Here is a 26,766-nt window from a genome sequence, read left to right as displayed (position 1 = left end):
AAGATGACGATCTTTCAAAGAACGATCGTGGTTTTGATCGGTACGCAGCTGGCGGCATCCGCGGTGATTTTGTTTATTTTCGATTTGAATTCATATAATCACTTCTCCGGCAGCTTCTCCTGGCTTCATTTTCTGAAAGAACTGGCCGGCAGTTTCGCCTTTTATTTGTTTTCAGCAGGCCTGTTCTTTTTGCTGATTGGATTGTGTGCTCCAAGCCGGAAGAAAAAGCGCATTTCTGTACACGGGAAAGAAAACTCATTAAAATAATCGTAATAGAGAAATGATCATGTAAAAAGGATGATGAAAAAATGCTGTTTATATTTTTAACAATAGCCGCATTGGGATTGTCGTTTTGGGCACAATTTAAAGTAAAGAGCAACTTTGAAAAATATTCAAAAGTGGAAGCCTCAAGCGGACGTACAGGGGCAGAAACGGCAAGACGGATTTTAGATATAAACGGTCTTTACGACGTGCCGGTCGAACCGGTAAGAGGCACTTTAACAGACCATTACGACCCGACAAGACGGGTGGTGCGTTTATCTGAGCCGGTCTATTACGGCCGCTCAATTTCCGCCATATCCGTAGCTTCCCATGAAGTCGGACATGCCTTGCAGCATCAGGAGTCATATGGTGCGCTTGTGCTGAGACATAAAATCTTCCCAGTCGTGAATTTTGCATCCGGTGTAGCTCCTTTGCTTTTCTTAGGAGGCATGCTTCTCGGCAGCCTGAATTTGATCGGGCTTGGCATCATACTGTTTTCAGCGGCAGTCTTTTTCCAGCTGATTACATTGCCTGTCGAATTCAATGCAAGTTCACGCGCCAAGCAGATTATTGTGTCAGAAGGATTCATCCGAAACAATGAAGAAAATGGGGTAAATAAAGTGCTGAGCGCTGCTGCCTTAACGTATGTGGCCGCCGCCCTGGTTTCCCTGTTTGAACTACTTCGTTTTGTGATGATTTTCTTAAACGGTCGTGATGAGAATTAACGTTAAGGAGGTGGCCCCTTACCATTTATGGTAAGGGCTTTTTTTGCTTATTTTACAATTGATCGCCATTTTTGTTTTGATTGGCATTACGGCTGTTTTCGTTGCAGCGGAATTTGCGATCGTCAAAATCAGAGGTTCAAAAATCAATCAGCTCATCGAAAGCGGTGACAGCCGAGCGCTAGCCGCACATAAAATCATCTCCAATCTTGACGAGTATTTATCAGCCTGCCAGCTCGGGATTACGATTACTGCCCTCGGCCTTGGATGGCTTGGTGAACCTACATTTGAACGTTTTCTTCATCCCTTATTTACAATGACAGGCATGCCGGAACCGTTTAACCACATTGTCACATTTGTAGTTGCATTTATCATCGTCACTTTTTTGCATGTGGTGATGGGGGAGCTTGCTCCGAAAACGGTTTCTATTCAAAAAGCTGAAGCTGTAAGCTTATGGATTGCAAAGCCGCTGATCTGGTTTTATAAAATCACGTACCCGTTTATTAAAGCATTAAACGGCTCTGCAAGTTTTCTTGTGAAATTGTTTGGCTTTCATTCAGTAAAGGAGCATCAGGTTGTCATCAGCGAGGAGGAACTAAGACTGATCCTTTCAGAAAGCTATGAAAAGGGAGAAATCAATCAGTCTGAATTCCGTTATGTAAATAAGATTTTTGAATTTGACAACCGGGTAGCGAGAGAGATTATGATTCCGCGGACAGAAATTGCAGTTATCTCTCTGGAGCAGTCGCTTGAAGAGGCAATTCATCACATCATTAATGAACGGTATACACGCTACCCTGTCATCAAAGATGACAAGGATCATATTTTAGGGATCATCAACAGCAAAGATATGTTTAAAGCTTATTTTCTCGGCCAGCCGATAAAGCTGGAGCAAATCATGAGGCCCGTTATCAGGGTCATTGAAAGCATTCCTGTTCAGCAGCTTTTAATCCGCATGCAGAAGGAGCGGATTCACATGGCGATTCTCGTAGATGAATACGGGGGAACGGCGGGGCTTGTCACTGTAGAGGATATTATCGAGGAAATCGTCGGGGAAATCCGCGATGAGTATGATCAGGATGAAACACCGCACATCCTGAAAAAGGGCGAGCACCATTATGTGATGGATGGAAAAGCGCTAATAGACGAAGTGAATGACCTTCTCGACATTGCGATTGAAAATGAAGAAATTGATACGATTGCAGGCTGGCTTCTAACGCAAAAAATGGAGCTGAAAGCAGGGGATGTGATACACGCGGAGGGCTGTGAATTTAAAATCCTCGACGCCGAAGATCATCACATCCGTTTTGTAGAAATAAAAAAAACTGATTTTTGATAAAAAACAGCCGGGGAACAAACGGCTGTTTTTTGTGTCATCAAGTCATTTCTTAAAAAGCAATGCTGTAAAGACCTTTTTCTACATAGGATATATAAGAACGGTACACTGGGAAGGAGTGGCTGTATGAAAAAGGCTTGGTGGAAGGAAGCCGTAGTTTACCAAATTTACCCCCGCAGTTTTAAAGATTCAAATGGCGACGGAATCGGGGATATTCAAGGAATCAGATCCAAGCTTTCTTACATAAAAGAGCTGGGCGCTGACGTCATATGGATTTGCCCGCTGTATGATTCACCGAATGCTGATAATGGCTATGATATCAGGGATTATCAAAACATATTAAGCGAGTTTGGCACGATGGAAGATTTTGACGAGCTGCTTGGTGACATTCATGATCTGGATATGAAGCTGATCATGGATCTCGTTGTGAACCACACAAGCGACGAACATCCATGGTTCATAGAATCCCGTTCATCCATACACTCGAAAAAGCGCGACTGGTATATTTGGAAAGACGGCAAAAACGGAAAAACGCCCAACAATTGGGAAAGCATTTTCGGCGGGCCGGCTTGGGAGTATGATCAAAAGACAAGCCAGTATTATCTGCACCTTTTTGATAAAAAACAGCCTGATTTGAATTGGGAAAATGAAAAGGTGAGGAATGCCGTTTATGACATGATCAATTGGTGGCTTGCTAAAGGAATTGACGGATTTCGGGTGGATGCCATTACGCATATTAAGAAAAAAGAAGGGCTTCCCGACATGCCGAATCCAAAGGGATTGGACTATGTCCCTTCCTTTCCTTATCATATGAATGCTGACGGCATTATGGATTTGTTAACAGAACTGAAGGAAAACACATTTTCCCGCTATCCGATTATGACAGTTGGTGAAGCAAACGGCGTCGCTGCAAAAGAAGCAGCTGATTGGGCTGGAGAAAAAAACGGCATATTCAGCATGATTTTTCAATTTGAGCATCTCGGCCTGTGGGATGTAGAGATCAATGAAAGTATTGATATCGTTGCATTTAAACGAATTTTAACTGACTGGCAGGACAATCTGGAAGGGATCGGCTGGAATGCTTTGTTTATGGAGAATCACGACCAGCCCCGTTCAGTTTCTGTGTGGGGAGACGACGGAGTGTACCTGAAAGAAAGTGCAAAAGCGCTTTCCGCTGTTTATTTTCTCATGAAAGGCACACCGTTTATTTATCAGGGACAGGAACTCGGGATGACGAACGTGGCTTTTCCATCTATTGATGACTATGATGATGTCGCAATGAAACGCCTGTATGAAACAAAAACGGCGAAAGGCACATCACACGAGGATGTGATGAAGATTGTCTGGAAAAAGGGAAGAGACAATTCAAGAACGCCGATGCAATGGAATGCAGGTCCATACGCCGGATTTTCTGAGGCCAAACCGTGGATCGGAATCAATGAGAATTACAAATGGCTGAATGCCGAGGCGCAAAAAAATGATAAAACATCCGTTTACCATTTTTATAAAAGCTTGATCAAGCTGCGCCAAACATATGATGTTTTTATTAACGGGACATACGAGCTCATTTTACCGGAAGATCAGCAAATCTTTGCATATCTTCGGAAAAACGAGAGCCATACTGCACTGATTGCGGCCAATCTGACAGGAACACCGGCGTTGTTCAAGCACTCTGGATTGCCATTGTCATCAGATGCACTCGTCTTGTCAAATATTGAAGCAGAGCCGCACAAGCATATGACATCAGCACTCTTAAAGCCGTATGAAGCAAGAATATATCTATGGCGCTAATCTCCAGCCTTAGACTGGAGTTTTTTTGTTGTATCAGGTTTATGAGAGCGGTTTAACAGGAAAAAAAGAACACAGAAAGAATTAAGCAATGAGAGCGGACAAACGAAAGGAGAAACAAATGCTGAAAACACTGCAAATCAAAACGACCAAACGAGATGAAATGATTGATATCACCCGTGAGGTGGAAACGTTTCTTCAAGAAACAGGTATAACGAGCGGCGCAGCGCTAATTTACTGTCCGCATACGACTGCGGGTATTACAATTAATGAAAATGCCGATCCGGACGTCAAAAAAGATATGCTCAGAAGGTTTGATGAGGTATATCCGTGGGAACATAAGCTGGACCGCCATATGGAGGGCAATACAGCTGCACACATGAAGTCGAGTACAGTCGGAGCTTCACAGCATGTCATAGTGGAAAACGGCCGGCTCATTCTTGGAACGTGGCAGGGCATTTATTTCTGCGAATTTGACGGACCTCGCACCCGGACATGCTATATCAAAATGATGGGATAATAGGCTGTTTTTTTGACAAAAGCATGATCGCTGAACAAACGCCGATAGCCGGAGGGCTTGTCACACCCGCCCCGGCTGCCGCTTTATCGAATGAAGGCGCGCTTGGCATTCGTCCATATGCGAAATAAAAAGCGAGGGAAAGAGACACGCGCCTCACCCTTTGTTTTCAGGAAAGCCTGCATGAGGGATAGTCAATCAATGGATGTAAACGTACCGAGCTTTGCCGAACGTAACTTGATAAACTGAGGTGACAGATATGAACATTCTTCAATATTCTTATAAAAAAAGAGGGAAAATTGAGTTTGTATTTGAAGGCTGGCCTCACTCAAAAGTTACAATGGTTCCTATCAAAGGCTACTATTTTGTCCGCTTTATCAAATGGAGCAGCCAGGATCCAATCGTGACAAGAAATGACCTTGAAAAAATGGAGTGGGCTGCGAACCAATATTTCGGCACAGCCCCCTTCTATCGAAAACGAAAGGCATTTGAAACCCCATCGTCCGGAAAATAGGCGATGGGGCTTTTTAGCGGACGATGCGGAAAAGAGACGGAACATCCAGTCTGGTCGCCTGAGACAGAAGGTAGGCTGACTGTAAGGCTCCTTTTTTCCTAAAAGAATTCAGCTTATCAATAATTTGCTTTCCGTTTAAGATTCCAAGACCATGGGCAAAATATTTATCTTCCCCCAGTAGTATCACATTTTCGCCTCTCCATTGCGCCTTTTGCGGATCAAATTCAGGATTCTTAAAATACAAACAATCTCCAAGGAAAAAGTGGTGTCCTGTTTCCGTATATATCGGCAATTTCTCATAATGCCAGTCATATAAAATAATTCTGTCAAAGCTGGCATTGAATTTATCTTCTCCGATTGTATCGATTAAGGCCAAGTAATAAATGATAACGATTGCGGTTGCGCATTCAAACGCATAAAACGGGCCGTTCTCAGCAATGTCCCGAATCGCTTTTGAAGGCGGCATTCTGTATTTCAGCTCCAAGGCGCCCTCCGGTGAAACTCTCCAATACGTTGTATTCCCGTATGTTTTTAAAAAAGTGGCAAACTTCGCCCCGCTTTTGTGCAGCGTCTTTGCCGCTACTATTATATTCATCCGCAGTTTAAGCTCAAACATCAGTTCAGCAATTGAATGATAATCAAACTGAACAGGTGTCTCAATCATCTCTTTTAACAGCGGATTCAGATTTTGATCAATCTGCCAATTTTCAATATCCTGGGGACGGAGCAATTGTCCTGATACAATAATCATGTTTAGCCCCCCTTGTTTTTTATAAGATATGCAAAGGGCTTGGGCAATGAAAGTTAAAAAGACAGAAGACAGCCAAAAAGAACTTCTTCCATTTTTTATTTTAAAACTTTTTTAAGCAGCCGATATATACTGTATCAAACCTGAAGGAGCAAGTGACATGAAGACTTTTATCAATTGGCTGAAGAAACCGTCTATTTCAAAGAAATTAATCGTCTCATTTATCGCGATTCTCATTATCCCTATTCTTATATTAGAATTTAGCTCTTACCGAAGCGCCAGCGGAAAGCTGGATCAGGAAATTATGGGAAATGCGAAAAACAGTGTCGATACATTTAATACAACTGTTACAAATAATCTGGGAGAAAAAGCGAAAGCAGTCACCTTTTTCAGTGAATCTCTTAAAAGATCCGCATTCAAAGGGAAATCAAATCAAGAAGAGATCAAAGCTAAATTTTCACAATATGTATCTATTAATCAAGGAGTAGCCAGAATTTATGGGGGTGCAGATAACGGCATTTACGTACAAGCGCCAAAAGAGAAATTGCCGGACGGATACGACCCGAGACAACGCCCTTGGTACCAGGATGCGATGAAGGCCGGCGGTGAAATTGTCGTGACAGATCCTTACGTGGCTGCGAGTGACGGAAGCATGGTCATTACCATTGCACAGGAGCTGAAGGACGGATCTGGCGTTGTCGCCATGGATATTACCATTGATAAATTGTTAGAACAAATGAAACAAATCAAGGTCGGAAAAGAAGGTTATGCTTTCATTGCAACAAAAAACAAAACCTATGTCGCCCACAAGAACCATAAGGCTGGAGAAAAGCTTTCAGGCGACTGGGTAGCCAAAATGTATGCGAATGACAGCGGTGAACTCCAGTATACTCTTAATAACGAAGATAAAAAGATGACCTATACTACAAACGAACTGACTGGTTGGAAAATAGCCGGCACAATGTATATGGATGAAATTAAGGATGCCTCAAAGTCTGTGCTGACAACAGGAATGATCGTGCTGATTGCTTCCATTGTGGCAGGCGGAATTTTAATTCTGTTTATCGTTCGTTCGATTACAAAACCGTTAAAACGTCTTGTTCAATCATCGAAAACGATCAGCAGGGGGGATCTGACCGAAACGATCGAAATCCATTCAAAGGATGAGCTTGGGGAGCTTGGGGAAAGCTTCAATGAAATGGGACAATCTCTCCGCTCTCTGATCAGCGCTATTCAGGACTCGGTGAACAATGTGGCCGCATCTTCCGAACAGCTTACGGCATCTGCCGGGCAGACGAGTAAAGCCACCGAGCATATTACGATGGCGATTGAGCAGTTCTCAAACGGAAACGAGGAGCAAAGCGAAAAGGTTGAATCCAGCTCTCATCAGCTGAACTTAATGAATGAAGGACTCCAGCAAGTCTCACAAACATCGTCAGATATTACAAAGGCATCTATCCAATCAACGGAAATCGCCGGAACGGGTGAGAAGTTTGTGCAGCAGACAGTCGGACAAATGAACTCGATTAATCAATCTGTTCAGCAGGCTGAAGCTGTTGTCAAAGGCTTAGAAGGAAAATCAAAAGACATCACAAGCATTTTGAGAGTCATCAACGGAATCGCTGACCAAACAAATCTGCTTGCACTAAACGCAGCCATTGAAGCGGCGCGTGCCGGAGAGTCAGGACGCGGCTTCTCTGTCGTAGCGGAGGAAGTGCGCAAGCTGGCTGTCCAATCAGCCGATTCAGCAAAAGAAATCGAAAAGCTGATCCAAGAAATCGTCGCAGAAATCGAAACCTCTCTTCACATGTTTAAAGAGGTCAATCAGGAAGTACAGTCCGGACTTGTTGTCACAGACAATACAAAAGAAAGCTTCCAGAGCATTTTCAGCATGACAAACGAAATCGCGGGCAAGCTGCAGACGATGAATTCCACCGTCGAGCAGCTGTCAGACCGTTCACAGCATGTTTCAGCAGCAGTCAGCGGCATTGCAGACGTGTCGAAAGAAAGCTCGGCTAGCATCCAGGACATTGCCGCATCAGCTGAAGAACAGCTTGCTTCCATGGAAGAAATCAGTTCCTCAGCGACGACTCTTGCGCAGATGGCAGAAGAGCTTCGTGATCTGACGAAACAATTTAAAATCGAGTAAAAACCGAAAAACAGCGCTATCAAAGCGCTGTTTTTTATATGGTAAACAATAATAAAGTCCTAGTTTAACCGGTGAATTTAGAACTATTTTTTATTTTTACCTTCATTTTCAATGTAATTTAAAGGAAGATCCGCCGATATAATTTGTAAATTATTGAAAGAAGGTTCAAAAGGAAATGAAAAAAACACTCACCACTATTCGCAGATCATCAATTGCAAGGAGACTTATTATTTCTTTCCTGCTGATCTTAATTGTTCCGATAACCGCCCTTTCGGTTAGCGCTTATCAATCAGCAGTTGCCTCACTTGATGTACAGATGACGCAAAGCGCAAAGGAAAATGTTCAGATATTAGATCACATCATTGATGATAAAATCAGTACGACTGAAAAAAGCCTCGCGTATTTCAGCGATTGGGCTACAGCAGAAAAATTTCAGGATAAAAAGAAAACAGAGCTGAAACAGGAATTTAAACAATTTATCCAAATGAATGATAATGTCGCTGCGGTATTTTCAAGCGGCAAAGACGGGGAATTCACACGTTATCCGTACGCTGACATGCCAAGTGACTTTAATGCTTTGGAACGAGATTGGTACAAAGAAGCAATGGCCAATAAAGGCAAAACAATTGTCACTGAGCCTTATGAATCGATTTCATCAGGAAAAATGGTCGTCACCATCGCCCGTCAAACGGTGGATGGATCAGGCGTTGTCGCCATTGATATGAAAATTGATGACTTAGTCACTACCGCGAAAGGAATCAATATCGGAAAAGAAGGCTATGCTTTTATCTTGAGCCAAAACAAGAAAGTCATCGCCTACTCCGGAGAAAAAGCGGGAACAGAGCTAAAAGGGGACTGGGTTGATAAGCTCTACAAGGATAAAAGCGGGGACTTTGAATATACGTACAAAGGCAAAAAGAAAAAAATGGCATTTGCAACAAGCGAAACAACAGGCTGGAAAATTAGCGGCACGATGTATGCAAACGAGATTCACGATGCTGCAAGCAGGGTTCTGATCATGGCTTCAATCGTTCTGGCGATTGCCATCGCAGCTGGAATGACGGCGATTTATTTTGTGATTCGATCCATCACAAAGCCATTGAGACGCATTGTCGCATCAGCTGAAAAAATTAGTGAAGGCGATCTAACAGAAACGATTGAAATCAATTCAAAAGATGAACTCGGCGTTCTGAGCGAGAGCTTCAATCATATGGCACACTCGCTTCGCTCGCTCATTCACGGGATCAAAGACTCAGTAGAACACGTTGCCTCATCGTCTGAAGAGCTGACTGCATCGGCAGACCAGACAAGCAGAGCCACTGAGCACATTACGATGGCTATCGAGCAATTTTCAAACGGCAGTGAAAGCCAAAGCGAGAAAATAGAAACGACAACCGAACAAATTAATGAAATGAATGACGGATTGGCAGAGCTGGCGCGGGCAGCAGCAGTGATTACAGAAACATCCGCAGATTCAACAGAAGTGTCAAGTAAAGGGGAGACACTCGTCCAGAAAACAGCCGGCCAAATGAACACAATTGACCATTCCGTAAAAGCAGCGGAACAAGTGGTGAAAGGGCTGGAGATCAAATCAAAGGATATCACAAATATTTTGCGTGTCATCAACGGTATTGCGGATCAAACCAATCTTTTGGCTTTAAATGCCGCCATTGAAGCGGCCAGAGCGGGTGAATACGGCCGGGGCTTTTCAGTCGTCGCTGAGGAAGTGAGAAAGCTCGCGGTACAGTCGGCTGACTCGGCAAAAGAAATTGAATCGCTGATCAGTGAAATCGTAAAGGAAATTCACACATCACTGAACGTGCTTCAGTCCGTAAACAAAGAAGTTGAAACAGGGCTTGTCATGACGGATGAAACTAAACAGAGCTTCAAACATATATCTCAAATGACCAATCAAATTGCTTCCGAGCTGCAAAACATGAATGCGACGGTTGAGGAGCTGTCAGCGGGAGCTCAAGAAATTTCCGCAGCTTCAAATGATATCACAGCCATTTCTAAGGAAAGCTCGGATGGCATCCAAGATATCGCCGCTTCAGCTGAGGAACAGCTGGCATCCATGGAGGAGATTAGTTCATCTGCACTGACGCTTGAAAGAATGTCTGAAGAACTCCGTGATCTGACAAAACAATTTAAAGTAGATAAATAATAGGTCTAAAATACTATTTATTTATGGGAAATTAGTTACTTTTGTTAAATTTCTTCTTTTTTGCTGTATATATTTACCCATTTCCAGCCGATATGAAGGGTAGCATAAAAAAGGAGAAATGAATGATGAAAAAAATACTCCAACTCATAAAACAAAGATCAATTACACGGAAGCTTCTCGTTTCCTTTCTGTCGATCCTCATCATACCGGTTGTCATATTGGCGATCTTTGCGTATCAATCGGCTAGCAGCTCACTCGACAGACAGATGATGGGGAGCGCATTGGAAAATGTACAGCAATTAAACGAAATCATTAACACCAGCATCGGCGAAAAAGAAAACAGTGCTGATTATTTCAGCGAATGGCTGACAAAAGAGAAATACAATGCAAAAAGCAATGCAAGCATTGCAGAGAAATTCTCACAATATATCAGCATTAACAAGGATGTAGAATCCATTTATACAAGCGACACAAAAGGACACTTTACCCGCTATCCGGATCTTCCGATGCCAAGCGGCTATAATCCGGTTGAACGCGACTGGTACAAAAAAGCGGTTGCGAATAAAGGAAAAGTCGTTGTGACAGATCCTTATAAAACCGCGTCGACAAATACGATGGTTGTGACAATCGCCCAGCAGACAAAAGATGGTTCAGGCGTTATCGCAATCAACATGACGATTGAAAATCTGTTGAAAACAACCAAAAAAGTCAACATCGGCACACAAGGCTACGCATTTATCATGACGAAGGACAAAAAAGTTGTCGCTCATCCTAATGAAAAATCAGGAACTGAATTAAAAGGCGACTGGCTCGATAAGATGCTGAACGCTGATAAAGGCGATTTTCAATACACCATGGACGGCGATAAGAAAAAAATGGCCTTTGACACAAACAAGTTGACGGGATGGAAGATCGGCGGCACTATGTATTTGGATGAAATCCATGAGGCAGCCCAGCCTGTCCTTCACCTTGCTTTAATTGTCTTGGCCGCAGCTATTATCATAGGGATTATCGTCATGACTTTGATCATTCGGTCGATTACAACACCGCTGAAACAGCTTGTCGGTTCCTCTAAGCGGATCAGCGAGGGAGATTTGACGGAAACCATTGATATCCGTTCAAAAGATGAATTGGGCGAGCTCGGCAAAAGCTTTAACAATATGGCGTCGTCACTTCGTTCTCTCATACACGCCATCCAGGATTCGGTAGATAATGTTGCCGCTTCCTCTGAGGAGCTCACTGCATCAGCTGCGCAAACGAGCAAGGCAACAGAGCACATTACACTGGCGATTGAACAATTTTCTAACGGCAATGAAAAACAAAACGAAAACATTGAAACGGCAGCAGAGCACATTTATCAAATGAATGACGGGTTGACGAATATGGCTCAAGCTTCTGAAGTGATCACTGATTCATCTGTTCAATCGACAGAAATTGCAAGTGAAGGCGGCAAGCTTGTTCATCAAACCGTCGGCCAAATGAATGTCATTGACAAGTCCGTTAAAGAAGCGGAGCAAGTCGTACGCGGATTGGAAACGAAATCGAAAGATATTACAAACATTTTGCGTGTGATCAACGGCATCGCAGACCAGACGAACCTGCTTGCCTTAAACGCAGCAATTGAAGCAGCGCGCGCAGGCGAGTACGGCCGCGGCTTCTCCGTTGTAGCGGAAGAAGTAAGAAAACTGGCAGTACAGTCAGCAGATTCAGCAAAAGAGATTGAAGGATTAATCATCGAAATTGTGAAGGAAATCAATACATCTCTCGGCATGTTCCAATCTGTCAATCAAGAGGTGCAGACAGGCCTTGACATCACAGATAAAACAGAAATGAGCTTCAAACGCATTTCTGAAATGACAAACCAAATCGCCGGCGAACTGCAAAATATGAGTGCGACGGTTCAGCAGCTTTCTGCCAGCTCCGAAGAAGTTTCGGGAGCGTCTGAGCACATTGCATCGATTTCAAAAGAAAGCTCAGCGCATATACAAGATATCGCGGCGTCAGCCGAAGAGCAGCTTGCTTCCATGGAAGAAATCAGCTCGTCTGCAGAGACCCTTTCGTCTATGGCGGAAGAGCTTCGCGATATGACCAAACGATTCAAAATCGAATAATAAGCCTTAACACCCAAGCTTGTTGCGCTTGGGTGTTTTTTTTAGTTTTTTTATTAAACCTTTTATCCTAGTTTGACGATATTAGATTTATCTTAAAGGAGGAGTCAACAAGAATGGGAAAATTCATACATTGGATCAAACAGCCATCGATCAGCAAACCGCTAATCGCTGCGTTTCTGGCAGTGCTTATTTTGCCGGTTGGGGTTTTAGCATATTTCAGTTATCAATCAGCTTGGAACGCGTTAGACAGAGAGCTCATAAACAGTGCGAAGGGAAATGTTGAAGAACTAAACAGTACGCTGCAAAATAAATTAGAAGATAAAGTAAAAGCAATAGATTATTATAGTGAGACAGTCGATAAAGACATATTGCTAGGCAAAAACAAAACATTACTGAAAGAGAAATTTAAGCAGTACACGACACTTAACGACGATGTAGGCGCAATCTATGCTGCTTCAGAAGATAAGAAGCTTTATAAATATCCGGATAGCGGTGTTCCGAAAGGTTTCGATCCGACAGGACGTGACTGGTACAAACAGGCGGTTGCGGAAAAAGGACAAGCTGTTTTCTCAGAACCGTATACTGATGAAGCAACAGGAGATATCGTTGTCACAATTTCAAAACAATTAAAAGACGGTTCAGGGGTTATAGCGCTTGATTTAAACTTGGATGAAGTGCTTACTGCATCACAGAGAATCAAAATCGGTAAAGAAGGCTTTGCATTTATTACGACAGGCAACAAAAAATATATCGCCCATCCGACCATTAAGCCGGGGACAACCGGTTCCGGCGATTGGACAAACCAAGTATATTCCAAAAAAGAAGGCTCATTTGAATATACATTCGAAGGCAAAGAAAAGAAAATGGCCTTTACGACAAATAAATTGACTGGCTGGAAAATCGCAGGCACATATTTTGTCAGTGAATTGCAAGATGCTTCAAGCCCGGTGCTGAACACTGCGGTTATCATTCTATGCGTGTCAATTGTAATCGGCGGCATACTCATTCTCTATATTATCCGTGCCATCACCAAGCCGTTAAGAAAACTTGTCTCAACGTCTGCAAAAATCAGCAGCGGAGATCTCACAGAAGTCATTGACATTCACTCGAAAAACGAGTTTGGCCAGCTTGGCGAAAGCTTTAATGAAATGTCTGCATCATTGCGTTCTGTAATCGGCGTTATTCAAACGTCTGTAGAAAACGTTGCTTCATCTTCTGAGGAGCTGACGGCAAGCGCAGCCCAAACGAGCAAGGCAACTGAGCATATTACACTTGCCATCGAACAGTTCTCAGATGGCAACGAGGCACAAAGCGAGAAACTGGAAACAAGCTCAAATCATCTTTCTCAAATGAACGAGGGGATTTCAAAAGTGGCTCAGGCCTCTTCAACCATTACGAAATCATCGATTCAGTCCTCTGAGGCAGCGGGCAGCGGAGAAAAGCTGGTGGAGCATACAGTCGGCCAGATGAAAACAATTGACCAATCCGTTCAAAAAGCGGAAGCGGTTGTGAAGGGCCTTGAAACAAAATCGCAAGACATCACAAGCATCTTGAATGTGATTAATGGCATTGCTGATCAAACCAACCTGCTTGCATTAAATGCTGCGATTGAGGCGGCAAGAGCGGGAGAATACGGAAGAGGTTTCTCAGTAGTTGCGGAAGAGGTTAGAAAACTTGCTGTACAATCAGCAGACTCCGCCAAGGAAATTGAAGGATTAATTCAAGAGATTGTCAGGGAAATCAGCACCTCACTTTCAATGTTCCAATCCGTGAATCATGAAGTGAAAGAAGGCTTGCAGATTACGGATCAAACAGCGGAAAGCTTTAAACAAATCTATGAGATGACAACCCAAATTTCCGGCGAATTGCAAAACTTGAACGCGACGGTTGAACAACTGTCAGCCGGCTCACAGGAAGTGTCAAGTGCTGTTGAAGATATTTCTGCAGTGGCGAAAGAAAGCTCAGCAGGCATTCAGGATATCGCAGCTTCGGCGGAAGAACAGCTTGCGTCTATGGAAGAAATCAGCTCTTCAGCGGAAACGTTGGCAAACATGGCGGAAGAACTTCAGGACATTACGAAGAAATTTAAAATTGAATCATAATGAAACGAGAAAGCGGCATATCTGCTGCTTTCTTTTTTATTAAAAACAAAAATAAACAAAAACAATTCAAAAACAAACGGAAATCATATATAATGAAAACGGATACAAATAAAAGGGGATGGAGGAATATCAAATATGGTGAAACATATATGGGATTCAGAGCGAGCTGCACAGCTGCCTAAAGGTGTAGAGGAATTGGTGTACAGGTCCAATCTGATCGGGTCAGACCGCACTGTCTGCAACTGGGGCGGGGGGAATACATCTATGAAAACAACGGAAAAGGATTTTAGAGGCCGTGAAATAGAAGTCATGTGGGTAAAAGGAAGCGGTTCGGATTTGGCAACAATGAAAACGCATAACTTTACCGGTTTGAAATTAGATGATATCCGCCCGCTGATTAAAAGGGACCAAATGCCAGATGAAGAAATGGTAGACTACCTGTCTCATTGTATGATAGACAGCAAACATCCCCGCCCTTCAATTGAAACGCTATTACACGCTTTTCTGCCATACAAACATGTTGACCATACCCATCCAGATGCGATTATCAGCATATGCTGTGCAGATAATGGAAAACAAATCGCTGAAGACATTTACGGAAATCGGTTTGTATGGGTGCCATACGTCCGTCCTGGATTTACTTTGTCTAAAATGATCGCTGAAGGCGTAGCAAACAATCCCCACGCCGAGCTTGTATTAATGGAGAAACACGGCTTAGTCACTTGGGGAGAGACGTCTGAAACATGTTATCAAAAAACGATATCCATCATTCAAGAAGCCGAGCAGTATGTTAACGATCGTATCAATCAGCATGAGGTATTCGGAGGCAAAAGGTATCAGCCGCTACCGGAGGATAAAAGAAAACAAATCTTGGCAGGCATCATGCCTGTGATCAGAGGAGCAGTAAGTGAAGAAAAGAAAATGATCCTTTCCTATGATGATCATGACGATGTCTTGGAATTTGTAAACAGTGTCCAAGCGCCAGCACTTTCGCAAATCGGTGCGGCATGCCCGGATCACCTTGTTCACACAAAACGGGTTCCGCTGTACATTGATTGGAATCCGGAAACTCAAGATGTGCACAAGCTTGCAGATCTGATCAAGTCAGGAGTCGAGACCTTTACATCAGAGTATCAGGCATACTTTACACGCAATCAGCAGGATGGGGATCAAATCTTTGAATCCGCCCCGCGGGTGATATTGATTCCTGGAATCGGAATGGTGAATACAGGAAAAAGTTATGCCATGTCTAAAGTAAGCGGGGCTTTATATCGGAGGGCCATCGCCGTGATGAAAGGAGCAACCGCTCTGGGGCAATTTGTTTCTTTACATGAAAATGAATCCTACCATGTCGAATATTGGCCGCTCGAACTATATAAACTCACGCTGGCCCCGCCGGAAGCAGAATTTTCCCGAAAAGTAGCGTTGATAACTGGGGGAGCCGGCGGAATCGGCAGTGCAGCATGCCGCCGATTTGCAGCTGAGGGAGGGCACGTGATCGTAGCTGATCTGAATATAGAAGGTGCACAGAAAATTGCCGGGGAAATAAACGATGCATACGGAGAAGGACGGGCAATGGCTGTCAAAATGGATGTGACAAAGGAGGAAGACGTACAATCAGCTTTTGAACGAGCGGCGCTTGCTTATGGCGGCATTGATATCGTCGTCAATAATGCCGGGCTGGCCACATCAAGCCCATTTGACGAAACAAGTCTAAAAGAATGGAATCTTAATATGAATGTTTTAGGAACAGGCTATTTCCTTGTAGCCCGTGAAGCGTTTAAACAGATGAAACACCAAAATAGAGGCGGAAGCATGGTATTTGTCGGATCGAAAAATTCGGTTTATGCGGGCAAAAACGCCTCTGCCTACAGCTCGGTTAAGGCGCTTGAAACCCATTTAGCAAGATGCATTGCTGCAGAAGGCGGAGAATTCGGCATTAGGGTCAACTCCGTTTTGCCTGATGCGGTTCTTCAAGGATCGGCAATCTGGGGTTCAAGCTGGCGGGAGGAACGAGCCGCGGCGTACGGGATTGAACCCGATCAGCTGGAGGAACATTACCGGAAACGGACAGCATTGCTCGTCAATATTTACCCGGAGGATATTGCCGAAGCCATTGCATTCTTCGCTTCTTCCAAAGCCGAAAAAACAACGGGCTGCATGATCACGGTAGACGGAGGCGTCCCTGCTGCTTTTACGCGTTAGAAATATGCTATGATAAAAAATATAAGACGGACTACGATATGAGGAAGGGCGTTACCGATGCTAGTAGCAGAACGGCAGCAAAAAATAGTGGAAATAGTAAATATGCGTTCAAGCATCCGCGTTTCCGAATTAAGTGACATATTTTCAGTCACAGAGGAAACCATTCGACGTGATCTTGAAAAGCTTGAAAAAGAACATAAACTGAGCCGGAGCCACGGAGGAGCGGTCAGTATTCAGCAGAAGGAATCAGAAATTCATTTTTCTGAACGGGAAATCACGAATGTCATCGAAAAAAAAGCCATCGCTCACGAAGCGGCCAAATATGTAAAAAGCGGAGACCGAATTATTCTCGATGCAAGCACAACTGCCTGGTACATGGCGAAAATACTCCCTGACATTGAGCTCACCGTGATTACAAACTCAATGAAAGCAGCTATTGAACTCAGCAATAAAGAAAACATATCAGTCATTTCAACAGGCGGCATTTTGCTGGAAAAATCATTATCGTTTGCCGGCCCGTTAGCAGAGCGTTCACTTGAGACCTATCATGTCAATAAAACCTTTCTGTCATGTAAGGGATTTGACGTACACAACGGGATGAGTGATTCAAATGAGTGGCAGGCGCTGCTCAAAAAACGGATGATTGAAAGATCGGACCAGACCATTTTGATGGCCGATTCAAGCAAATGGGGGAACCGCGAGTTTTCACATATAGCCTCGCTGCAAGATGTCAGCCGCCTAATTACGGATTCTGGACTTGATCCGGCATCGGTAAAAGCTCTTGAGGACAAAAAGGTGAAGGTGACAGCTGTTCCTCTTTCGAAGAGAGGGTGAAAGGATGATTTATACTGCCATTGATATAGGCGCATCAAGCGGGAGAATCATGGTAGGTGAACTGAATGAAGGGAAGCTTGACATACAAGAGATTCACAGGTTCGCTAACGGTTTCAGTCAAAGAGACGGGCATTGCTTTTGGGATATTGATCATTTGCTAAAACAAATCCTGCAAGGACTGCAAAAAGTAAAGACGCTTGGGTATGAACACTGCACCGTAGGCATTGATACATGGGCAGTTGATTATGTCTTACTGGACGAAAAAGGCGATCGGTTGCGGGAAGCAATCTCCTACCGTGATAGAAGAACAGATCACACAATAGACAAACTGGAACATACCCTCTCAAAAGCCGCAATTTATCAAAAAACAGGAATACAATTTCAGCCTTTCAACACGATCTATCAATTGTATGAAGAAGACCGTGAGCTGCTGAAAAAGACAGACAAAATTATGATGGTTCCTGATTATTTAGGCTATTGTTTAACCGGAAAAGCAGTAACGGAAATCACAAACGCGTCCACAACACAGCTTTTAAACGCCTCAACGGGAAATCTTGATCCTGAATTGCTTGAAGCCGTGTCCGTTCAGGAACAGCAATTTGCGCCGCTGACTGAACCGGGGTGTGAGCTCGGGAAGCTAAGAAATGAGTGGTTCCCGGATTATGATCTCCCGGCGTGCAAGGTGATGACAGTCGCAACACATGATACGGCCTCGGCCGTCATTGCGGCGCCAGGCGTAAATGATGGCTGGGCGTATATCAGCAGCGGAACATGGTCGTTAATCGGGATTGAAAACAAAACACCGATAATAACTGATCTTGCTTTAGAAAACAACTATACAAATGAACGCGGCGCAAACAACACCATTCGCTTTCTCAAAAACATTATCGGCATGTGGGTGATACAAGAAGTCAGACAGCAGTTACAAGCAGATTACTCTTTCCAGCAGCTTGCAGAAGAAGCCGAAAAAACAGAACCATTCCAGCAATTTATAAACTTAAATGATAAACGATTCCTGAATCCAGAAAACATGATAAAGGAAATACAACATTATTGCAGACAAACCCGCCAAAAGATTCCCCGTACTGCAGGCGAACTTGCCTGCTGCATCTACAGCAATTTAGCCATCATCTATGCGATAGCCATCAAAGAGCTCGAAACAATCACAGAAAAACCGATCGAGCAATTTCATATCATCGGCGGCGGAGCCCGGAATGATTTCTTAAATCAATTAACGGCAGACATGAGTGGAAAAGCGGTATATGCAGGGCCGATAGAGGCAACTGCCACCGGAAATCTTTTGATGCAAATGATTGCTGCCAAAGAAGTCAAAGACATAAAAGAAGCCCGGCAAGTCGTCAGAAATTCCTTTCCGATCAAAGTGTTTACACCTAAAGACATTGACAGAAGCACGATCATTCAGTCATTTCAGCAAACTGTTTTGAAAGCGCTATCTAAATGATGAAGAGGTGAAAAAGTTTGAAAAGAAAAGCCAGTATCATGTTTGTCCATCAAGACAAGTATGAAGAATACAAACAGCGGCATGATGACATTTGGCCTGAGATGGCAGAAGCACTCAAAGCTCATGGAGCACACCATTATTCCATTTTTCTAGACGAGGAAACAGGCAGGCTTTTTGCATATTTAGAAATAGAGGATGAAGAGAAATGGAGAAAGATGGCGGACACGGAAGTTTGCCGAAGATGGTGGAAATCGATGGCGCCATTAATGAAAACAAATTCGGATTTCAGTCCTGTTTCGATAGATCTAAAGGAAGTTTTTTATTTGGATTAAAAAACTGATAAAGGGAGAGAGCCGTATGACCATAAAAGCCAATTATGACAGTGCAAAACAGGCATATGAAAAATGGGGAATTGATGTTGAAGAGGCGCTTCGGCAATTAGAGCAAGTGCCCATTTCGATCCACTGCTGGCAGGGTGACGACATTGGAGGCTTTGAAGTAAATAAGGGCGAGCTTTCAGGCGGAATTGACGTGACCGGCAATTATCCCGGAAAAGCGCAAACTCCTGAAGAATTAAGAAAAGATTTGGAGAAGGCTCTTTCTCTCATTCCTGGAAAGCACCGCGTAAACCTGCATGCGATATACGCAGAAACAAACAGGGAAGCGGTAGAACGTGACGAATTGAAGCCGCAGCATTTTGAAAACTGGGTGAAATGGGCAAAAAACCTTGGTCTCGGTTTAGATTTTAATCCGACCTTGTTTTCGCATGAGAAAGCGGCTGACGGACTCACCCTTTCACACCCTGATCCGGACATCAGAGAATTTTGGATCAGGCATTGCATCGCTTGCCGCCGTATCGGGGAATACTTCGGGAAAGAATTAGGAACACCTTGCTTGACGAATATTTGGATTCCCGACGGCTATAAGGATATCCCGAGTGATAGGCTGACACCGCGTAAAAGACTAAAAGAATCACTGGATCGGATCTTCGCAGAGGAGATCAGTGAACAACACAATCTTGATTCAATCGAGAGCAAGCTGTTCGGGCTTGGCTCCGAATCATATGTTGTCGGATCTCATGAATTTTATTTAGCTTATGCTTTGACGAATCATAAGCTTTGTTTACTTGATACAGGCCATTTCCATCCGACTGAGACGGTATCAAACAAGATCTCGTCCATGCTGCTTTACACAGACAAGCTTGCCTTGCACGTATCTCGGCCTGTTCGTTGGGATAGCGACCATGTAGTGGTTTTGGATGATGAATTGAGAGAAATCGCTCTTGAAATTGTACGAAATCAGGCTCTTGAGAAGGTCGCCATCGGTCTGGATTTTTTCGATGCCAGCATTAACCGTGTAGCCGCCTGGACCATCGGAACGAGAAATATGATCAAAGCTTTATTGTATGCCTTGCTTCTCCCGAACGGCTATTTAAAACAATTGCAGGAAGAGGGCCGCTATACAGAAAGGCTGGCCCTGATGGAGGAATTCAAAACATATCCTTTCGGAGCCATCTGGGATTCCTACTGTGAGCAAATGGGCGTTCCGGTAAAAGAGGCATGGCTTCATGACATCAAAGAATATGAGCAACAGGTGCTTTTAAAAAGGAAGGCATCTTCTCCGATTGTCTAATAAAAAATCCGCCGCGGCATTTGCACGCGTGCGGATTTTTTTAAGCTTGATCAGCAGGGTATATAATTCCCATTTGCTTTCTTGCTTCCTCCATAATTTTTGCAGTGGTCAAAGACCGTTCAAATGTATTTTCTTCAGATTCCAGCTTATTCTCTTTTATGAGCGTGACAAATTCTTCTGCTTCATAGAACATCGCCGGTTTAGGATCAGGAATCGCAATGTTTTCAAGGCGGCCGTCCCGGTAGCGGATTTCAACACGTTCAGGCCGGTGAATCGTATCGATTACAATCGTCCCGTCTTCACCCTGGATTTCCGCCGGGGCATAGGAAGTAGAGATTTTGGAATGCATCAGAACAGCTTCGAACCCGTCGTAAGACAGAATGACAGTTCCCTCTCCATCCACTCCGGAAGATAAAACATATCCGTTTGCTTTTACATCCTTCGGCGCGCCAAACAACACAACAGCCGGATAAATACAATAGACGCCAATATCCATTAATGACCCATTGGAAAGCTCAGGCTGAAACGCATTCAAAACAGTTCCGCTTCTGAACGCGTCATACCGTGAGGAATACTGGCAGTAGCTTGCGGTAAATCTGCGGACAGTGCCAATTTTATGCAGGTGTTTTTTCAGCTCTTTGAAATTCGGCAGGAAAGTGGTCTTCATTGCTTCCATGAGAACAACGCCGTTTGCCTTAGCCGCTGAGATCATCTCTTCTGTTTCTTTTGTATTCGAAGCAAACGGTTTCTCACAAAGGACATGCTTGCCATGGTTCATAAAGAGAACGGCTTGTTCCTTGTGAAGAGCGTTCGGGCTGGCTATGTATACGGCATCAAAGCAATTGCTCGCCGCCATTTCCTGAAGGTCTGAGAAGGCATGCGCAGCGTTGTGTTTAGCAGCAAACTCGCCAGCGCGTTCAGCCGATCTTGAATAAACAGCAGTCAGCTGAAAATCTTCGATATCCGCTGCTGACTCAAGAAAGCGGTCTGTAATCCAGTTGGTTCCTATTATTGCAAAACGTATCACTCGTATCGCTCCTTTTGTATGATATAGCTAAATTATAGCTTAAAAAGAACAAAATCACATGATAGATATAAATAGAATGTTAAAACCGTGAAAGCTTTTCCAGCAATTAACGGTTTTTATTTTTCATTATAGGGACGATAGTGTACAATTTAATTAAACTATGTATGACGGAGGAACGATAGTGGAGACGTTGCAAACATGGAGCGGCAGATTCAAGCGATTCTTCTTGGACAATAAGTTTGTTTTATTTTTGCTTGTGCTGCTGCTGATTGGTTTAAATATTCTAGTATTTACAAAAACATCATTTATTTTCACCCCGATTATTGTTTTGCTCAAAACGATATCACTTCCGATTATTTTGACAGGCATTGTTTTTTATCTGTTAAACCCGGTCGTCGATTTCCTTGAGAGAAGAAGAATAAGAAGAATCTATTCTATTTTACTGTTGTATCTATTGATTATCGGGCTGATCACGATCACAATCGTGTCGATCATTCCCTTCTTAAAAGAACAAATTATGAGTTTAATCGACAACATCCCAAGATATGTGGATATCGTTGAAAATCAGACGAAACAGCTGATCGGCAGCAACTTCGTCAATCAGGCCCAGCAAACGACGAACATCAATATATCTGATCTCGCAACAAAGGTTTCAGATCAGGCAGCGACAATTGTGAACAGTACCTTTACCGGCGTTGGGAATTTTATCGGCGCCCTGACTGAGATTATCATTTCAATCGTTACGGTTCCGTTTATCCTTTTCTATTTGTTAAAGGACGGAAAAAAATTGCCGGTCTACATACTGAAGTTTGTTCCGACGCAATTGAAAGAACAGACATACACAGTCTTAAGCGAAATGAATCATCGGTTAAGCTCTTATATCAGAGGCCAGATCATTGTCAGCTTCTGTATCGGGTTTTTGCTGTTTATCGGTTATTTGATTATCGGGCTGGATTATGCTTCATTGCTAGCCGTCATTGCGGCTTGTACTAGCATCGTTCCATATTTAGGGCCAACGATTGCCATTACGCCTGCGATTATCATTGCCATAGTGACATCGCCGCTTATGCTGCTTAAATTGGTGATCGTTTGGACCATTGTTCAGCTGATTGAAGGGAAGCTGATCTCTCCGCAAATTATGGGAAAAAACCTTCACATCCACCCTATCACAATTATTTTTCTGCTGTTAACAGCTGGCAAACTGTTTGGCGTTGTTGGAATCATTCTTGCCATTCCGGGCTATGCAGTTGCTAAAGTCATTACGACACATTTATTTGACTGGTTTAAAATGCGGTCACATTTATACGACGAAGAAAAAAATGAAAATACGCCGGGTCATAAAGTGTGATTTTCGTTTATAGTTATATAAGACGGGCTTTCCATTTATGGAAAGCTCCCGTTATGTAAAAAAATAAATGTCTAATGGGGAGAATCAAAATCATGACTCTATGGGAATTGTTTGTAGCCGCCATTTTAGGAATCGTAGAAGGATTAACAGAGTACGCGCCGGTTTCTTCGACAGGACATATGATCATAGTAGACGACATCTGGCTTAAATCAAGTAATCTGATGTCAGAAGAAGCTGCTAACTCATTCAAGGTGGTTATTCAGCTAGGCTCCATTTTAGCAGTAGCTATCGTGTTTAAAGACCGAATTTTAAATTTACTCGGTTTGAAAAAAAATATTACAAGCGACCAGGAGCAGGGACATAAATTAAGCATTGCCCAAATCGCCGTCGGACTCGTGCCTGCAGCTGTTCTCGGCTTTTTGTTTGAAGATTACATTGATGAATATTTATTTTCCGTTAAAACTGTGGCCATCGGTTTAATTGCCGGGGCAATCCTGATGCTTTTTGCTGACTGGGTCAATAAGCGGAAAACAGCGACAGACACACTCGACCGCATTTCCTATAAACAGGCGATAGCAGTCGGCTTATTCCAATGTCTTGCCCTTTGGCCGGGTTTCTCACGTTCTGGTTCAACCATTTCCGGCGGTGTTATTCTCGGATTAAACCACCGAGCTGCAGCCGACTTTACGTTTATTATGGCGATGCCGATCATGATGGGAGCCAGCTTTCTAAGCCTCGTGAAGCATTGGGACAGCTTAAGCTCGGATCTGATGCCATTTTTCATCGTCGGCTTTATCTGTGCCTTTGTGGTCGCACTGTTTGTCGTCCGTTTCTTCTTAAGGCTGATTAACAAAATCAAACTTGTCCCATTTGCAATCTATCGAATTATTCTCGGTGTGATTTTACTTTTGATCATGATGTAAGTCGAAAAATAAGGCTCTTTTCCGAGCCTTATTTTTTCTGTCAATTCAAGAGGAAACAGCTTGTTTTTCAAAAAAAAATCATCTATAATAAACATGACGTTACATACGGGGCCATAGCTCAGCTGGGAGAGCGCTACGCTGGCAGCGTAGAGGTCAGGGGTTCGAGCCCCCTTGGCTCCATACCTTTAAACCCTTATTCTATAAGGGTTTTTTTGTTTTGAGGAAAAGGTTTCATTCTCTGAATCCTCCAGTTGAGCGAAGTCAAAGTGAGCAGTTTATCTGTCAATCATGAATTTTCCAATACCTCCTTTTGTTCCTCAAAGACCGTCATGTCTTCCAAAGGAGGGGAGTAGACATGAAGAGACACCATTCGTTCGGATGTTGGATTGGACATTTTGTGAATTAAACCTTTGGTTGAAATAAGGCATTCTCCTTCGTGGACAAAGTATGAATTGGAGAGTTCTGCGTGTTCGCCGGTTGAACGATAAATAGAATTAAGAAGCTTTCCTTCTAACACCATTGCACAACCAATGGATTGACCATGATCGTGTACTGTTGTCTCCTTGTTTGGCGGAATGTTAATCACGATAATTTCTAATTCATTATTTCGATAGATGGCATTTCGGCCGTAAGCGTACTGGTCTGGTTCCTTAATATACGGTTGACTCAATTTTGCTGCGTTTGGAATTTGTTTTAAAGACGTTGCTAAATCTTTAACCGATGGATTTTTCAAGCCGCTAAAAATGTCTTGGATACACTCATACAGTTCCATTCGTTTTTGCCTCCCGGAATATTTAGAATTTCCTTACATTGGTATTTCATAGGTTAATTCATGGTATTTACCCATATACAATTTAGAGGCGGCAAACGCCCAGTGAACACAAAAAAATGTGCGGCCAAAATGTTGTCTTATCACCAACTTATTCGAGTTTATTAGTTGGAATAGTGGATTGAAAGGATTAAAACGGCCTGATTTAATTCGCTTGAGGGAACGAGCAGGGCTCCATAAGTGCAGTTCTAGGCCCCTTGGCTCCAAAACACAATATCGGGGAAAAGCTTTCAAGCTTTCTATGTTGTGCTTGAAATTTACTCCATTGACAAAACACAATCGATTTGAAATAATATTTGAGTATATGCTCATTCATTCACATAATTATAATAAAATAATATCATTTCCCCTGAAAGGGATAATATTAGAATGAAAGCTAATGGTATGCAAAATCTATTAGCTTCTTTTGTTTTCAAAAAATGATGTGTTTCGCATGTATTCATATAGGAAGGAATGACAACATGAAGACAAAACACTATTGGGTGATTTCTTTGCTCGCCGTCTTAGCGGTCGGGCCGGGATTGATGTCTAACACGGCATTGTCGTCAGTTCAAGGCCTTGTTCAGAAAGCGGTTGGAACAAGTGTCTTCACATCAGTAAATCCGATATTGATCGGCAATATGGCCTTTGCCTTGTTAGTTCCGGCAGGACCGCTGCTGAGGAAAAAATTCGGTGCTCGTCCCGTCTATCTGGCTTCATTACCTGTCTTTATACTAGGCTCACTGCTCATCGCATGTTCAGGCGATATTGCATGGATGGCGGCAGGGCGCTTTTTACAGGGGGCGGCAACAGGCGTCATGCTGATGATTATGATTCCAATGCTTGTACTGTCATTCCCGATTGAACGCAGGAACTATGCACTGCTTGTGCTGATCGGGGGATTCTATGGTTCTGTTATCATCGGCACAATCCTCGGAACCATTGCAACAAGCTGCGGGCATTGGAGATGGCTGTTTTTCATCTTTGGCACCTTGTCCCTGATCGGTGTCGCGGTGAGCTATTTCTTTCTCCATGACGAGCATCACGGAGCGGCGGATCAAGAACAGCCGCTTGATCGTGCGGGAATTCTTTTATCTGTTTTCCTTGCCGCAGCCTCAGCGGTTTCATTCATTTTTCTGCAAAAATGGGGGCTGTCATCGGGTTATGTATGGATTGGTTTCGGGGTGACGTTATGTTTGCTCATTGGTCTATTGATTGTGGAATATAAAGTGAAAAACCCATTCATATCTATTAAACTGATGCTGCTGCCAAAACCGGTGCTTGGCTTATTGATCATAGCTGCAGGGACGATAACGGTAGCTGTCAGCCTGTCTGCTTTTCAAGGCTTGCTCCGTCAAATGTATGATATTTCTCAGGAGCATCTCATTCTTTTAAACTTGACTCTTTTAATCGGAGTGGCGATCGCGGCCATTTTGAGCGCTCTGTTTTATGATAAAGTCGGACCAGGGATGCTCGGTATTATCGGCGGACTCATTCTCGTCTTTGTGAATTTTCAATGGCTGCATATGCAGGATCGATCATCTCTTTATATGTTCGCGGCACTGTTTATCATGCTTGCAGCGGGAACAGGCCTGACAGTCGCCGCAGGGCTGATGGGAGCTGCCATGGGAGGCCCGCTGCCTGATTTGGTCAAGAGAATGACAGCTGTTCAGTTTTTAAGATTGTTTGTCTATATGGGAGTTCCTATTCTCATCGGCTTTTTCACGAAAAAAGATGCTGCCAGACAAAGCGGTTCGGTACAGGATTCTATGATGACTGCTTATCATGATCTCTTCTTCATTTCTTTTATCCTTAGCGTGCTGCTCGTCTGCCTGTCATTTTGTATGAATGCCACTGGAATGGGGCACAAGCTGGCACATAAACCACATGATAAAGCGAAAACAGCTCCGGAAAAACCGGCCGTTTCAGCAGAAGGTTTGTCGAAGGCAACTGTCAAATCATATAAAGTAATAAATGATACGGAATATCGTAATGCACTCAGAAATTTACAAAAATAGAAACATGGTAAAAACCTTTTCATTGAGCGAAAAGGTTTTTATTTTGCAATCTTTTCCCAACTTTATCCCTAAAGAATTGAAAAATATTAGAAGTGCA

Annotated in this window: 21 protein-coding genes, 1 tRNA gene and 1 pseudogene; 20 read left to right on the top strand and 3 right to left on the bottom strand. The window is 43.3% G+C overall.

Features of this window, described 5'->3' with window-relative positions:
• The first annotated feature begins 3 nt into the window (after positions 1-3).
• From NX903_RS15170 to NX903_RS15140, 7 genes and pseudogenes are all read left to right on the top strand, one after another.
• Positions 4-267 carry a membrane protein gene (locus NX903_RS15170; RefSeq protein ID WP_015483620.1) on the top strand — a complete coding sequence of 88 codons (264 nt, stop codon included), beginning with the start codon at positions 4-6 and terminating at the stop codon, positions 265-267.
• 41 nt (positions 268-308) lie between these two features.
• Positions 309-986, top strand: coding sequence for a zinc metallopeptidase (locus tag NX903_RS15165; RefSeq protein ID WP_003228889.1), 678 nt, complete (start codon positions 309-311; stop codon positions 984-986).
• A gap of 43 nt (positions 987-1,029) precedes the next feature.
• Positions 1,030-2,319 carry a hemolysin family protein gene (locus NX903_RS15160; RefSeq protein WP_024571512.1) on the top strand — a complete coding sequence of 430 codons (1,290 nt, stop codon included), beginning with the start codon at positions 1,030-1,032 and terminating at the stop codon, positions 2,317-2,319.
• Positions 2,320-2,445: 126 nt separating this feature from the next.
• Entirely contained in the window at positions 2,446-4,110 is a 1,665-nt protein-coding gene (locus tag NX903_RS15155; protein WP_086344251.1) for a glycoside hydrolase family 13 protein, read from the top strand.
• A 25-nt stretch (positions 4,111-4,135) separates the two neighbouring features.
• A pseudogene (locus NX903_RS15150) lies at positions 4,136-4,269 on the top strand (hypothetical protein).
• Complete coding sequence (locus tag NX903_RS15145) at positions 4,229-4,627, top strand: secondary thiamine-phosphate synthase enzyme YjbQ (protein ID WP_086344250.1); 399 nt, start codon at positions 4,229-4,231, stop codon at positions 4,625-4,627. Before NX903_RS15150 ends, NX903_RS15145 begins: the two are co-directional and overlap by 41 nt.
• A 256-nt stretch (positions 4,628-4,883) precedes the next feature.
• The gene (locus NX903_RS15140; RefSeq protein WP_003244393.1) at positions 4,884-5,138 is read left to right on the top strand and encodes a hypothetical protein; all 255 of its coding nucleotides are present in this window, start codon (positions 4,884-4,886) and stop codon (positions 5,136-5,138) included.
• 13 nt (positions 5,139-5,151) lie between these two features.
• Here the strand turns inward: NX903_RS15140 and NX903_RS15135 are convergent, their stop codons facing one another.
• Positions 5,152-5,889, bottom strand: a complete 738-nt coding sequence (locus NX903_RS15135; RefSeq protein ID WP_086344249.1) for a protein-glutamine gamma-glutamyltransferase — start codon at positions 5,887-5,889, stop codon at positions 5,152-5,154.
• A gap of 157 nt (positions 5,890-6,046) precedes the next feature.
• Between NX903_RS15135 and mcpB the strand changes: the two genes are divergently transcribed.
• From mcpB to rhaA, 9 genes are all read left to right on the top strand, one after another.
• The gene (gene mcpB, locus NX903_RS15130) at positions 6,047-8,035 is read left to right on the top strand and encodes a methyl-accepting chemotaxis protein McpB (RefSeq protein WP_086344248.1); all 1,989 of its coding nucleotides are present in this window, start codon (positions 6,047-6,049) and stop codon (positions 8,033-8,035) included.
• Positions 8,036-8,210: 175 nt separating this feature from the next.
• A complete protein-coding gene (gene tlpA / locus NX903_RS15125) occupies positions 8,211-10,199 on the top strand; it encodes a methyl-accepting chemotaxis protein TlpA (RefSeq protein ID WP_086344247.1) in 1,989 nt (662 codons plus the stop codon).
• Positions 10,200-10,321: 122 nt separating this feature from the next.
• Positions 10,322-12,310, top strand: a complete 1,989-nt coding sequence (gene mcpA / locus NX903_RS15120; protein WP_440582977.1) for a methyl-accepting chemotaxis protein — start codon at positions 10,322-10,324, stop codon at positions 12,308-12,310.
• Positions 12,311-12,423: 113 nt separating this feature from the next.
• On the top strand, positions 12,424-14,412 hold the full coding sequence (gene tlpB / locus NX903_RS15115) for a methyl-accepting chemotaxis protein TlpB (RefSeq protein ID WP_015251357.1): 1,989 nt from the start codon (positions 12,424-12,426) through the stop codon (positions 14,410-14,412).
• A gap of 135 nt (positions 14,413-14,547) precedes the next feature.
• Positions 14,548-16,617: a bifunctional rhamnulose-1-phosphate aldolase/short-chain dehydrogenase gene (locus NX903_RS15110; RefSeq protein WP_042974479.1), complete on the top strand. Its 2,070-nt coding sequence runs from the start codon at positions 14,548-14,550 to the stop codon at positions 16,615-16,617.
• 57 nt (positions 16,618-16,674) lie between these two features.
• The gene (rhaR, locus tag NX903_RS15105) at positions 16,675-17,451 is read left to right on the top strand and encodes a rhamnose catabolism operon transcriptional regulator RhaR (RefSeq protein WP_009968057.1); all 777 of its coding nucleotides are present in this window, start codon (positions 16,675-16,677) and stop codon (positions 17,449-17,451) included.
• Between the two features lie 4 nt (positions 17,452-17,455).
• Complete coding sequence (rhaB, locus tag NX903_RS15100) at positions 17,456-18,913, top strand: rhamnulokinase (protein WP_086344246.1); 1,458 nt, start codon at positions 17,456-17,458, stop codon at positions 18,911-18,913.
• Between the two features lie 17 nt (positions 18,914-18,930).
• Positions 18,931-19,245, top strand: a complete 315-nt coding sequence (gene rhaM / locus NX903_RS15095; RefSeq protein WP_014480666.1) for an L-rhamnose mutarotase — start codon at positions 18,931-18,933, stop codon at positions 19,243-19,245.
• A gap of 25 nt (positions 19,246-19,270) precedes the next feature.
• Entirely contained in the window at positions 19,271-20,545 is a 1,275-nt protein-coding gene (rhaA, locus tag NX903_RS15090; RefSeq protein ID WP_086344245.1) for an L-rhamnose isomerase, read from the top strand.
• Positions 20,546-20,585: 40 nt separating this feature from the next.
• Here the strand turns inward: rhaA and iolU are convergent, their stop codons facing one another.
• Positions 20,586-21,572 (bottom strand): scyllo-inositol 2-dehydrogenase, encoded by a 987-nt coding sequence (iolU, locus tag NX903_RS15085; RefSeq protein WP_086344244.1) that lies wholly within the window; start codon positions 21,570-21,572, stop codon positions 20,586-20,588.
• Positions 21,573-21,753: 181 nt separating this feature from the next.
• On the opposite strand from iolU, the gene NX903_RS15080 reads away from it, so the two are divergent.
• The 3 genes from NX903_RS15080 to NX903_RS15070 all read left to right on the top strand — a co-directional run bounded on the left by NX903_RS15080 (position 21,754) and on the right by NX903_RS15070 (position 24,023).
• Positions 21,754-22,920, top strand: a complete 1,167-nt coding sequence (locus NX903_RS15080; protein ID WP_024571881.1) for an AI-2E family transporter — start codon at positions 21,754-21,756, stop codon at positions 22,918-22,920.
• 92 nt (positions 22,921-23,012) lie between these two features.
• Positions 23,013-23,843, top strand: a complete 831-nt coding sequence (locus tag NX903_RS15075; protein ID WP_014477785.1) for an undecaprenyl-diphosphate phosphatase — start codon at positions 23,013-23,015, stop codon at positions 23,841-23,843.
• A gap of 107 nt (positions 23,844-23,950) precedes the next feature.
• Positions 23,951-24,023 (top strand) — tRNA-Ala (locus NX903_RS15070).
• A 106-nt stretch (positions 24,024-24,129) separates the two neighbouring features.
• Here NX903_RS15070 and cdoA read toward each other — a convergent pair.
• Positions 24,130-24,615 carry a cysteine dioxygenase gene (cdoA, locus tag NX903_RS15065; protein WP_024571879.1) on the bottom strand — a complete coding sequence of 162 codons (486 nt, stop codon included), beginning with the start codon at positions 24,613-24,615 and terminating at the stop codon, positions 24,130-24,132.
• A gap of 518 nt (positions 24,616-25,133) precedes the next feature.
• Here cdoA and NX903_RS15060 point away from each other — a divergent pair.
• On the top strand, positions 25,134-26,669 hold the full coding sequence (locus NX903_RS15060) for an MFS transporter (RefSeq protein ID WP_061891028.1): 1,536 nt from the start codon (positions 25,134-25,136) through the stop codon (positions 26,667-26,669).
• The last annotated feature ends 97 nt before the right edge of the window (positions 26,670-26,766 follow it).

Origin of the sequence: Bacillus sp. FSL R5-0576 (genome assembly GCF_038004765.1) — a bacterium.
In the GTDB taxonomy this organism is placed as follows: domain Bacteria; phylum Bacillota; class Bacilli; order Bacillales; family Bacillaceae; genus Bacillus; species Bacillus subtilis.
This window is presented reverse-complemented; position numbering and strand designations above follow the sequence as displayed.